The 12,283-nt window shown below is 46.0% G+C and carries 9 protein-coding genes; 7 read left to right on the top strand and 2 right to left on the bottom strand.

Going from position 1 to position 12,283, the window contains the following annotated elements:
• Positions 1-70 precede the first annotated feature (70 nt).
• Positions 71-1,453 carry an SH3 domain-containing C40 family peptidase gene (locus Q0323_RS06565; RefSeq protein ID WP_298052777.1) on the bottom strand — a complete coding sequence of 461 codons (1,383 nt, stop codon included), beginning with the start codon at positions 1,451-1,453 and terminating at the stop codon, positions 71-73.
• A gap of 56 nt (positions 1,454-1,509) precedes the next feature.
• Between Q0323_RS06565 and Q0323_RS06560 the strand changes: the two genes are divergently transcribed.
• Positions 1,510-2,847: an AAA family ATPase gene (locus Q0323_RS06560; RefSeq protein ID WP_298052774.1), complete on the top strand. Its 1,338-nt coding sequence runs from the start codon at positions 1,510-1,512 to the stop codon at positions 2,845-2,847.
• 8 nt (positions 2,848-2,855) lie between these two features.
• The gene (locus Q0323_RS06555; protein ID WP_298052773.1) at positions 2,856-3,821 is read left to right on the top strand and encodes a DUF3137 domain-containing protein; all 966 of its coding nucleotides are present in this window, start codon (positions 2,856-2,858) and stop codon (positions 3,819-3,821) included.
• 46 nt (positions 3,822-3,867) lie between these two features.
• On the opposite strand, the gene Q0323_RS06550 is transcribed toward Q0323_RS06555, so the two are convergent.
• Entirely contained in the window at positions 3,868-4,746 is an 879-nt protein-coding gene (locus Q0323_RS06550) for an aminotransferase class IV (RefSeq protein WP_298052771.1), read from the bottom strand.
• An 83-nt stretch (positions 4,747-4,829) separates the two neighbouring features.
• Between Q0323_RS06550 and Q0323_RS06545 the strand changes: the two genes are divergently transcribed.
• From Q0323_RS06545 to Q0323_RS06525, 5 genes are all read left to right on the top strand, one after another.
• On the top strand, positions 4,830-5,336 hold the full coding sequence (locus tag Q0323_RS06545) for a hypothetical protein (RefSeq protein WP_298052768.1): 507 nt from the start codon (positions 4,830-4,832) through the stop codon (positions 5,334-5,336).
• Positions 5,337-5,475: 139 nt separating this feature from the next.
• Positions 5,476-6,282: a transporter substrate-binding domain-containing protein gene (locus Q0323_RS06540; protein ID WP_298052766.1), complete on the top strand. Its 807-nt coding sequence runs from the start codon at positions 5,476-5,478 to the stop codon at positions 6,280-6,282.
• A 168-nt stretch (positions 6,283-6,450) separates the two neighbouring features.
• Positions 6,451-7,257 carry a transporter substrate-binding domain-containing protein gene (locus tag Q0323_RS06535; protein ID WP_298052763.1) on the top strand — a complete coding sequence of 269 codons (807 nt, stop codon included), beginning with the start codon at positions 6,451-6,453 and terminating at the stop codon, positions 7,255-7,257.
• A gap of 118 nt (positions 7,258-7,375) precedes the next feature.
• Positions 7,376-8,179 (top strand): transporter substrate-binding domain-containing protein, encoded by an 804-nt coding sequence (locus tag Q0323_RS06530; RefSeq protein ID WP_298052760.1) that lies wholly within the window; start codon positions 7,376-7,378, stop codon positions 8,177-8,179.
• 505 nt (positions 8,180-8,684) lie between these two features.
• Positions 8,685-12,283 (top strand): hypothetical protein (locus tag Q0323_RS06525; RefSeq protein ID WP_298052758.1); only part of this gene is annotated, 3,599 nt, incomplete at its 3' end.

Below are 12,283 nucleotides of genomic sequence, written 5' to 3'. Positions count from 1 at the left end.
CAACGGCAAAAGCAAACTATGACGGCAGCTGCTAAGCGAAGTCCAATTCACGCCCATACCCGCAAGCAGCCTAATTTCCGCTCGCATACGCAGATAAGGCGCTCGGATCCTCAGGAGCGAACCGATCGTCCGAGATAGCGTCATCCTCGCCCGAAAGTACGCTCATCGCGCTGATACGCGAGATCAGCAGTCGATCCTCGGCGATGTCGGCGCGATCCGAACCGATAGTAAGCGACGTAATCGCCGTACGTCCGATGACCGCGCGTCCGCCATCCATCGTGCGAAGCCCCCAGATATCGTGCAGCACCGCCGGCTCGCCATCCACCTGCCCCACATAGAGCATCACGTGACCAGGCATATACAGCAGGGTTCTATACGCTACGCCGTTTTTTCCGATGAAGCTAAGCTTTTCATCCGCGCTCATCCCCGCCAGCGAAAAACGCTCGCCGCGGCTCGATTGCGCCTTGGAATTTCGCGGCAGCCACAGCCCGAAATTCGCCAAAAAATCTTTCGTCATAAGCGAGCAATCGCGAAGAAATTTATACCCGCCCCAGCCGTATTTCTGCCCGAGCAGGCTAGCGGCTACGATCTTTGAGTTTTGCTCATCAAGCGCCGCAGGCCAAAGCCTCGCATCATCCGCGCTAACAAAATATCTCTTGCCGCCAAACTGGGTTAAAATTTCGCCACCGAATACGCTCCGTACGCCGAGCGTGCCGCCAAGATCGCGCTCACCGCTAAAATCATACGGCAGGATCGTGCCGGTGCGCGCCCTAAAAAGCTCCGCGCCGTTTTCGTCATAAACGGCGGCGCCGTCGCGCAGGATCGTTATAAATTTAGAATTTGCGTAGATATCCGCCTGCTGGGGACTGATGCGCTTTATCGCGTCGCTTCTGATCCAGCCCCACACGCCGTCGTTGCGCACGAACGCCCACGCTCCGTCTCTGCTGTAATGCGATAGCAGCAGCGGATAGCCCACGCTCACGGCGGAATTTGCCGCGTAATCAAACGGCTCGCCCTCCCCCGGCTCGCTCGGATCGCCGAAAATCGGCAAGTCGCTTGGGATATTTCGCAGCAGTGCGTTTTTTACCGTTATAGCAGGCGCGGAGATCAGCCCGAACGCCTCTTCATTGGCGTTTATACGAATGCTTTGATAAACCGCGTCGTCGTATATCCTGCCTGCGGCGTCAAAGTGGCGCCCCTTGGCGTAATTAAGCCCCCAAAACGTATCGATTCCCGCCTTAATCGGCGCATCGTCAAACCAAATTTTAAAATAGCGGCTCTTAAACGCTTTTCCGCTTATGTTTTGCACCGACGCAGGAGCGGGCAGCCGCTCGCTGTTTTGAGCGTATTCGAGATCCAAAACAGCGGGATTTTCAGGGATAAATTTATGGACGGTTTTACCGCAACCTGCAAGGATTAAAGCCGCGAAGATGAGAGATACTAATCGTTTCAAACAAAATGCCTTTTAAAAAATTTTGGCTATAATTTTGCCAAAAAATAGGAAAAAACTTGATAAATTTCATAATCCAAAAGCTAAAAGATCGCAATATTTTCATCACGGGCGGCGCAGGCGTGGGCAAAAGCTACGTGATAAAAGAGCTCATCGAAGATTACCGCGCTCGCGGCAAGCTCGTCATCGTACTCGGCAGCACCGGCATCAGTGCCGTAGAGATCGGCGGCGTGACCGTGCATAGCTTCTTCCGCTTCGGCATCTGCAAAAACCACGAGGAGTTAAAAAGCTTCGATCGCAAACAAAGTGGCAAGCTAAGCGAGCTGCGAAAAATTTTAGCCCTCGCGGATCTCATCGTGATTGATGAAATTTCGATGATCGGCGCCGAGCTTTTCGAGATGATCTATCTTAGAATTTCAAATTCTAAATTTAATGGACGGCTGCTCGTTACGGGCGATTTTTATCAGCTTCCGCCGGTGCGCAAAGAGGGCGAGAGTGCGCCGCGCGCGAGCCTATTTAGCGACTCAGATTACGCCTTCGGATCGTACGCGTGGAGGCAGTGCGAGTTTTTTTACGTCGAGATGATAGGCTCCAAGCGCACCGCAGACGCGGCGCTATACCGCCTGCTTTGCGAGCTGCGGCTCGGCACCCCAAGCGAACAGACGGCGGAGCTGATGCGATCTTTGCTCATCGATGCCGCGCGAGCAGAACCAGATGCCACGATAATCTCGGGCAGAAACGCCGAAGTGGATGCAATAAATAGCGCCAGACTAGCCAAGCTTAATGCGCCGCAAAGCAGCTTTGAGGGCTTTTATGAAGCGCTGCAAAGTGGCGTGAGCGAGCAAAAAATTCAAAAATGGATCGCCTCTCTAAATACGCCGCAAAGTCTGACGTTGAAAGAGGGCGCAAAGGTGCTGTTTACCGCAAACAAAAGCGGCGAGTTTTTTAACGGCGAGCAAGGCGTCGTCGAAAAGATCGAAAAAAGTTCCGGCGGCGATATCGAAAGCGTGGTCGTAAAAAAACCCTCGGGCATACTAAGCCGCGTGCAGCTGCAAACATACGAACTAAGCGAAATCGCCGCAAGCAGCGCGGATGCCGAGCAGATCGTGCTGGCGCGGTATTATCAGTTCCCGCTCAAGCTCGCATACGCCATCACGATCCACAAATCCCAAGGTATGAGCATCCCGCGGCTCATCTGCGACATCGACAGGATCTTTGCCAAAGGGCAGCTCTACGTGGCGCTTTCGCGCGCGACGAGCCTTGCGGGGCTCGGGGTGATATATACGCGCGCAGAGCCATTGCTACGGTATTTGCAGCGCAGCGCAAGCGCGGACGAAGCTGTGGTGAAATTTTATCAAGAGAATGAATTTTATAAAATTTCGGATCAAAAAATTTAAGGAAACGTATGCAACTAGACAGGGCGATAGCGCTAAGTAGAGCCAAACAAAAAAAGTGTATTTGCAAGGTAGTGATGATCTATGCCAAGATAGCATTTTTGTATCTGTTCCCATTTATCGTGATGTTTGCGATCGATGCGGTATTTAAAACAGACGGTGATACGGATTACAAGATGATCGAAGTCTATCTTATCTACGCGGTGCTTTTGATTATTTATGTTGCTTGCATTTACGACGGCATTGCAGACGCCGCTTATGAATATAAACTATTTTACAAAAAAGTTTTGGTGCGCACGGCGATCTCGCAGGCATATCCGCAGCTTACTTATTCGCCAGGCCGCGGCATAAGCGCGAAGGAATTCAGGCGAGTGGGAATCTTTGCAAACTCCGATTTTATCAGCGAAGATGAGATAAAAGGCGAATGGGATGGGGTAAAATTTGGCCTTAGCGAGGCGATTAGAATCAAAAAGAACTACGATCTGGGCATAGACAATACCTATGTGAAGCTAGCTTCGCTTGCAATGAGCTTATATGATGCGTATATGGATTTTAGCGGCAGCGTGCTGATATGCGAATTCGGCAAGAGATTTTACACTAAAACCATCTTGGCGAGCCGCGAGCTAAATACAAAAATTTTAGGCGAGAAGGAGCTAATGGACAACGTCATTTTTAATAGCGAATTTCGCGTGTTTGCCGACGACAAGGTCGAAGCTCGATATCTATTAACGCCTGCGCTGATGGAGCGACTAAACGAGCTAAAGCGATACTACCATAAATTTAGCATAAGCGCGGCGTTTATGGATAATAAATTTTACCTATTTCTAAACGGCGCGCCGAACCGCTTTGAAACAGAGCTATTTAGCATACCTCCGACAACCGGAACAGCGTATGCTCATCAATACGAACTGGCTGAAATTTTAGAATTAGTAAGCGAGTTGGGTCACATAACCGGGGAGCTAGAAAGCAAAATTTAATCAGCCCGCATAGTTTAAATTTAACGGGCTAAATTTGACCGCCCTATTACAGTCCCGCTTCGGCTTTTAGCCGTGCGGCGTACATCTCGCGCAGGCGCGGTACGTATTTGCCGACTGTGCCGCCGCCGACCTGCCTGCCGTCTGCCTTTACGATCGGCAGCACCATCAGCGTCGCTGCGCTGATAAAGGCTTCATCGGCTTCATAAACCTCGCTCATTCCAAACGCTCGCTGCTGCACGCTAAGCCCCGCCTGCTCAGCAAGGCCTAAGATCACCTTGCGGCGGATACCGGGCAGTATGTCGTTTGAAAGCGGCCGCGTGATCAGAACGTCATCTTTGATAATAAACGCGCTGGAGCTCGAACACTCGGTAACGAGCCCGTCCTCGATCAAAAAGCACTCATAAGCGCCCGCCTTGTGAGCCTCGTGCTTTAAGATGCACTGAGCTAAAAGCGAGATCGATTTTATATCGCGCCTATGCCAGCGGATCTCGGGCAGGCTTACGATCTCGATCCCCTCTTTTGCGAGCGGATTATCAAAAATTTGCGTATGATAGACAAAAGCAAAGACGCTAGGCTCGATGTCGCGGACGTAATCAAAATCGCGCATCGCAGCCCCTCTTGTGATCTGGGTGTAGAAAGCGCCCTCGCTCACGCCACCCTGCGCGATGAGCTCATATAAAATTTCCTCATATTTTTCGCGAGAATATGGAATTTTTAGCTCGATCTGCGCGGCGCTGCGCTCAAAGCGCTCCCAAAAATCCGCTCTGTCACAAATTTTAAAATTTACCACGGGCGCTACTTCATAGATGCCGTCTCCAAGCACAAAACCGCGATCAAAAGGGCTTATCGCGGCCTCTTTGGCCTTGCAGAGCTTACCGTTAATATAAACTATCTCATCGCCGCTCATTCCGCTGATTTCAAACATAATCTCTCCTTGAAATTTCGCATCATTTTATCTTATAACAATTTAATTTAAGATATAATGCCGCAAAAATCGAAGGAACTCCGATGGATAAATCAAATTTTAAAGATAGGCTTTTAGAAATTATGTTTCATGTGTCGCACAAGCCGGTACTCTTCCGCGATCTACTCGAAGCCAACGCCGAGTTTAACGACGGTATGCTCGTCGATCCTTCGAAACTAAATTTTAAATTTAACTACGGCAAATCCTACGTGATCTTCGCCTGCTTCGCATTTGTCTGCGTTATGTTTTTGATAACTCTGACGCACGCGATGTTTGAAAAGATCGACTTTCACTTCTCCATTTTATTTACGATCATAGCGACGTCGGCGGTTTTTATCGGCTTTGATTGCTTTAAAGCGTGGGCTAGAAAAAAGCTAACCCACGAGCTCATCAAACGCGCTTGGGCGAACCATTTCCTCTACTTTCCTTACGAAAAATACAGCCGCATAGTCGAAAATATCTACAACGAAGCGCTCAAGAATGACGTGCCTAGACGCGAGCTAGAACAATACGTGCTAAGCAAAATCGTAGAGGTTGGCGAAAAGCTATAAATTTACTATCTAAATTCCAATTACTGCGAGAGAATGCACATAAACACGCATTTAAGCAATTACTATTTGAAAACTATTAGCACAAACAACAGTTTTATTTTGATATCATTATATAAATTTCAAAGAAAAGGAGCAAAAAATGAAGTTGTTTTTTGCATTATTTTTGTTTTGTGCGGGGCTTTTTGCAAATAGCCTTGAGGGCATTAAACAAAGCGGCACGATCAGAATCGGCGTAAGAGAGGGTCGCCCACCGCTTAGCCAATCCAAGAACGGCGAATTCGAGGGGTTTGAAATTTCGTTAGCAAGAGCGCTTAGTAAAAGCGTATTTGGTGAAGGGCGCGGCAAGATAGAATTTATCCCAGTTACGGCGGGTGAACGCATACCCTATTTGGCAAATAACAAAGTCGATCTGATCATCGGAACTTTCATCATTACGCCCGAGCGCAGTAAGCATGTCGACTTCTCAATCCCTTATCTTTCCGTAAATTTCGGCGTGCTGACCCGCAAAGCAGATACGATCAGCGATATTTCGCAGCTTAGAGATATGAAAATTTTAGTAGAGGGCAATGCAACGGCCCCAGAGCTGTATCTTAAAAAGGAAAAATTCGACAATCTAATGCGCTGCGCTACTACAAAGGAGTGCTACGAGATGGTAAAGAACGGCCAAGCCGACGCCTACGTAAACGATAATATAATAGTGCTTGCTTACGAGATCATGGATAAGACGATGGACGTGCCTTTTAAGACGCTGGGACCTACAGAATTTATCGGCGTGGGCGTTTCGAAGGGCAACAAAGAGCTGTTAGAACTGGTGAATGCTGAGCTAATCAAGCTAAGCAAAGAGGGCTTTTTTGAAAGAGCATACAACGAAACTTTCGAGCCGTTTTACAAAAAGGCGGTGGATAAAAAATATTTCTTGCTAGATGGAATTTACAGCCTTTTATAAACACTTAGCGGGTTTAGTACGAAACCCGCTAAATTTCAAAAAAATCTTTTAAAATCTCATTCAATTACTCGGTTTTCAAAAAATAAATTCAATTTTTCATAAAATTTTAGTTCTTTTTGCCTTATTTTCGCTAGAATAACATTGAGATTTAACGATAAAGGATAGGGAATGAGGGCATTTATCGCTATATTTTTATTTTGTGCGGCGCTTTTTGCAGATAGCCTAGATCAAATCAGACAAAACGGCGTCATTCGCATCGGAGTGCGCGACGATCATCCACCGCTTTGCGAGTCTAATGGCGGCAAATTTGAAGGATTTGAAATCGATCTTGCAAACGCTATTGCTAAAGAAATTTTCGGCAAAAAAGAGGGCAAAATCGAGTTTATCCCACTAAGCGTAAATGATAGGATTCCATTTTTAGAGGCAAATAAGCTTGATTTGGTGATCGGCCTATTTAGTATTACCAACGAACGAAAAAGAAAGATCGATTTCTCCCTCCCCTACCTCTCCGTAAATTTGGGCGTATTAACCCGCAAAGCCGACGCTTTTACCGATATCGCGCAGCTTCATGATAGAAAGATTGTATTCGAAGGCGATGCGACGGTGGCGGAGAGATTTTTCAAAAACAAAGGATTTAAAAATTTGGGCCATTGCGCTTCGGCTAAGGAATGTTACGAAATGATTCGAAATGGCGATGCGGACGGCTATATAAACGACAATCTCATAGTGCTTGCATATTCCGTCATCGATGATACTTTAGAAGTGCCGTTTAAAAACCTAGGCCCTAGCGATTTCATCGGTATCGGCGTGCAGAAAGACAACAAGGAACTACTCGATTTCGTCAATGCAGAGCTCATCAAGCTAAGCAAAGAGGGCTTTTTCAAAAAGGCCTACGAGCAGAGCTTTGATCCATTCTATCGCGGTACGGCGGATAAGAAATATTTTCTGTTAGATGGAATTTATAATATGCTCTAAGATTTATAATATGCTCTAAGAGCTTATTTAAATTTTAAGTTCGGCTTTTAGAATTTTAGTAAATAAAATTTCCTGCTTCATTTGAAAGTGGAAAAGAGATTAAATTTAAGGATTTGCCATGAAATTGCTTCTTGCAATGTTGCTACCATTTATTGTTGCTTTTGCCGATAGTTTGGAACAGATCAGATCAAAAGGCGTCGTTCGCATCGGCGTTTACGACGGACAGCCTCCTTTTAGTGAGCTAAACGATGGAACTTTCGAGGGCTTTGAAGTTACGATGGCACAGGCCATAGCAAATGATCTTTTCGGCGAAAAAGGCGGCAGAATCGAGTTTGTGCCGATGAAGGTCGAGGATAGAATTCCAGCACTAGTAAACAACCGCGTAGATATCGTCATCGCTACGATTACCATTACGCCTGAACGCGCGCAGCAGATCGATTTTTCAACACCGTATTTTTCGGTAAATCTTGGAGTTTTAACCCGCAAGGCCGATAGAATAAAATCCTTAGCCGATCTGCGAGAGAAGAGAATTTTACTTGAAAGCGGCGGTACAGGCGAGGCATTTTTTAAACAAAAAGGCTTTGGAAATTTTACATTTTGCAAGATCGCCAGAGAGTGCTACCGCATGCTAAAAGACGGCGACGTGGACGCCTATGCGACCGATAATCTAATCGCAATGGCATATCCAGTAGTCGATAGCGAGGTGGAAGTGCCGCTTAAAACGCTAGGTAAGCCTGATTTCATGGGTATTGGCGTGCAGAAAGGTAATAAAGAGCTACTAGACTTCGTCAATGCAGAGCTTATAAAGCTAAGCAAAGAGGGCTTTTTTGAAAAGGCATACGAAGGGACTTTTAATCCATTTTATCACGGCGCTGCGGATAAAAGATATTTCTTGCTAGATGGAATTTACAGCTTCTTGTAGGATTTGCGGCTCATTTTAAAATTTATCACGCAAGATTTATCACGTAAATTTTATCTCCTGCTTGCTATGCTTTAGCTCTTGCAGCGGGGATCACATAAAATTTATCGCGCAATCTTGCTCGTTTAAATTTTTCAAAGAAGCTTTTTCGCGGGTAAAACGGCATTTATATAAAATTTCGCTCGTTTAAAAATTTACCCTGCATAAATTCCATGGCAGCTTGAAATTGCCAGAATTAATTTAGCTCAGATTTTTATTATTTCAAATTTTACTCAGAATCTCTTTGTTAGGTTTTTTCACCACTTGCAATCCACTCGAAATACCCCCCCCCCTAAAAAAGGTTAAATTTTGCAGTCAAGAATTTATTCTGCGCAAAGAGTAAATTTTTACTACTTAAAATTACAAATGCAGCCCCCCTCTGTCAAAAACCGATCAGTGATTTTCATATTGCAAACTGATCTATTTTTATGTATAATCGCAAACTTTACGAATTTCAAAGGATCAATATATGAAAAAATCCATCTGCTCCTCTATGCTTAGCCTCGCAGCGGTGCTCGCACTAGCGCCCGCACAAGCGCTTTGCAATGCAGATTCTAATCCGCCGCTTATCCATACCCATAATAACCTCTATTCGGCTGGATTTAGCGGCAATACTAGCGGCAGCGGAAGTACCAGCTCGAACGGCAATATTACGACGATTACGGGCGTTACAAGCGGCGGGACGGATTACTCTGGTAGCGTGATTTACGGCGGAGGAAGCGGCGACGGGATCGCTGGCTTTACCGAGTTGAATTCTGCTTCCAACAATAGACTTACGATTAGAGGCACAAACGCCTACGTGGGTATCGCAATAGGCGCCGAAGCCAAGGGGGTATCAGATAATTACGTGAGCTTAGAAAACGGCTCTAAGGTAAATTTGGTCGTGGGCGGACAAGGTATAGCGGCATCTAAAACAGGCAATGAAGGTGAAGCAACGCGAAATCAGGTTTTTGTAAAATACGGCGCTGAAATTACGGGAAATGCCAATAACTTCGGCGGTAGCTCAAATAGACATTATAATATCATCGGCGGCAGAAGCGGAGCGGATAAAAAAGCTTCCTCTAACGCCGTAACAATCGACGGAGGCACTATCGGCAACGGCTCCGTTACAAACGTAATCGTAGGCGGTATAGTAAGCGGCGGCGGCGATGCCGTATCAAATAGAATAACTATCAAAGGTGGCACATTTAGAGGGAGCTTCGATATATTCGGCGCGCAATCCTCCACAGGGCAAAGTAACTCTAATAGCGTCAATATAACGGTCAGCACAAACACTATTACTTTAAGCGGTAGTGGTAGAATTTGGGGCGCAGCGGGTGGAAGCGGAAGCTCTAGCGCAAACTCCGTATCCATAAGCGCAAAGCTAAAAGCGCAAAATTACCAAGTAATCGGCGGCCAAGCAAATAGCGCTAGCATAATGAGCGCAAATCGCGTAGAAATCAACAACGACGATGCAATCGTAGGCAGCGTCACAGGCTCTTTGGGCGGCGCCTCGAGCTCGCGAAGCGTAGTTGATCTTTACAAAGGTACCGTAAAAGGTGATGTCGCGGCAGCAAGCGGCATTGCAGGCGAATCGGATGGCGATAGAGTTACTCTAGGAGCGTCAGACTCCAACAAAGGCGTACACATCGGAGGCAATGTCTATGGCGCACGTGTAGGAAGCGTCAAAAATGCGGTCGTTTATATCAATAAAGAAAGAACGACGATAGCAGGAGACGTCTTTGCGGGCTACGCTACAAGCGGCAGCGTCGAGAATAGCAACGTAAATTTTAGAGGCGGCACTATAAGCGGTACAATCTACGGCAGCAATAAGCCTACGGATAAAACTAATACCTTACATATAGAAAATTGGGTCGGCGGCGGCATTAAAAAAGCTAAAGACATTAAAAATTTCGGCTCTATAAATTTTCATGATCTATATTCCACTACCCAAGCCGATGCGCCGCTTACTCTAACCACTAATGGCAATACGAATTTAAACGGTACAAAGATAGAGGGTATAAAATCAGATCTTGGCGAAGGAAAGTACTATCTGATACATAATTCAGGCGGCGGCACGATTACTAGAGCCGCACAAACCGTGCAAGATAATCAAATTTACACGATTACCGACAAAGATCACTATCAAATCACCGGCACCACGATCGAGGTCGAAAACAGTAAGAATTTAATCATGCAGAAAGGCACATTAACTCGTTCTTGGATAGATCCCAACTTCGATCAAAGCGAGCTAATGCAAAATCAAAATTCCAACAAGGCTGCGGGCGCTACTGAGCTATTCGGCAATAAAGGAAACACCGTAATGGTAAAGGAGAATGCAGGCAATCTAGGCGGCAAAAACATAAGCTCGGGCAGAGACGACGCTACCGACGGAAGCAATAGCGTCCACGATAACTATGCCAAGATCAAGGGCGGAAGCAATATAGGCGAGATCGATGGAGGATATTCAAATTCCGCTACCCCGCAAGAAATTTATAATAACCATGTAACTTTCGAAGCAAGCGGAATAGACGTGGGGTACGTAAATGCGGGCATCACTCATAGCAGTAGCGGCGGCGGAAACGTCCACGATAATAGCGTAACTACGAATGCTACGATAATCCACAATAGCATTTACGGCGGCAATACTAGCAACGGAGAAGCCAAATCCAATATCGTAACTATAAATAACGGCAGCGTAGGAGCAATGGCGGTAGGCGGCAAGGGAAACAGCGCGATTTCCAACACTATCACTCTCAACTCGGTAAACGTAGGCGGAAGCGTATACGGCGGAAAGGCTAGCGGCATCGCCTCCTCCAACACTATAAATTTAAACGGCAACACGCAAGTTGCTGGCAACGTCTACGCAGCGGAAGCTACTAGCGGCAGCAACAACGTAGTAAATTTCAGAAGCGGCAGCGTAGCAGGCACGATATACGGAGTATCTAGCGCAAACGCTAGCAATTCGGGCAACAGCTTAAATATCCTATCTCCAAACTCAGGCAATGGCCTAAATGCAGGGAATTTTGCAAATTTCAATAAATTGGAATTCAATTTAGCTTCCCTTAGCGAGATTGAAAATGATGCTTCATCAAGTACTAAAAGGGCTTTAAGCTTGACAGGTTCTGGCAATACCGATCTAAGCGGTACCGATATATTCGTAAACTCAGCAAGCGAATTTAACGCTTTAAACAATGCAAGCTATCCGAGTGACGATAATAAGAAATATACCCTTGCCTATAAAAGCGGAGGCGGTAAATTTACCGGATATGATCCGCGCTTTAAAGATAAAGGCTACGTAACTCAACTAAATAAAAACTATGTCATAAAAGATGCCAATACCTTTAGCAGAAACATAGGCGGTATGCATATAAGCGAGGATGAGCGGGAGCTTTATATTCAAAAGCTTATTAAGACTAACGAGAGTATAAATGGAGACTTTGATGCGGATGAGCTGCAAAAGTATCTTGGTGCCGGCGGTCTTAACGGAAACAACATAGATATAGGCAAAGCGGGGGAGGATAAGAATTTTAACGCTAGAAATATCCACGCAGCAGGCGCAAATAATACGCTAAATTTCATCAGCGGTCATAATGTAGGCGTAATAAGCGCAAGCGGTAGCGGTAACACCCTTAACATAGGAGCTAGCAATAGCTCTCCTGCGGCAGCAAATTCCTTAAGCGCTAAAAATATTAGCGGTTTTGACAGGCTAAACTTCTTTCTTCCTAACTCTATTAGAGCAGGCGATAGCGTGCTTACCCTAAGCGATCCTACCGCTAACACAGATCTAAGCAACGTAAGCAATATCACGGCTTATATCAGCGGAGTAAGCGGCCCGTTAAGTCCAAGCAGCGAGATTCATCTAATCAATAAGCAAGGAAGCGGCAGCCTTATAGCTCCTAACGCAGCCAATATGCATGCAACGCTAAATGTAGGGGTAAGTCTAAGCTATAACCCTAAAATTTATCAAAGCGGCAATTATCTAAATTTAGGATTTGATGCTTCCTCGGCTCCTAGCGCGCGCGTAAATTCTAATACCAAATCCTTCGCAGAAACCAGAGCTGCAAGCTTAGCTAGCTTAAAGAGCGG

The organism is uncultured Campylobacter sp. (assembly GCF_938030145.1).
GTDB lineage: Bacteria > Campylobacterota > Campylobacteria > Campylobacterales > Campylobacteraceae > Campylobacter_B.
The sequence above is the reverse complement of the archived record's forward strand: the minus strand, read 5'-3'. Positions and strand labels throughout refer to the sequence as shown.

Bases quoted from the DNA above. Each gene is read 5' to 3' on its own strand.
- Q0323_RS06555 (WP_298052773.1), top strand. From the start codon at position 2,856: ATGCAACTAGACAGGGCGATAGCGCTAAGTAGAGCCAAACAAAAAAAG.
- Q0323_RS06550 (WP_298052771.1), bottom strand. From the start codon at position 4,746: ATGTTTGAAATCAGCGGAATGAGCGGCGATGAGATAGTTTATATTAAC.
- Q0323_RS06545 (WP_298052768.1), top strand. From the start codon at position 4,830: ATGGATAAATCAAATTTTAAAGATAGGCTTTTAGAAATTATGTTTCAT.
- Q0323_RS06540 (WP_298052766.1), top strand. From the start codon at position 5,476: ATGAAGTTGTTTTTTGCATTATTTTTGTTTTGTGCGGGGCTTTTTGCA.
- Q0323_RS06535 (WP_298052763.1), top strand. From the start codon at position 6,451: ATGAGGGCATTTATCGCTATATTTTTATTTTGTGCGGCGCTTTTTGCA.
- Q0323_RS06530 (WP_298052760.1), top strand. From the start codon at position 7,376: ATGAAATTGCTTCTTGCAATGTTGCTACCATTTATTGTTGCTTTTGCC.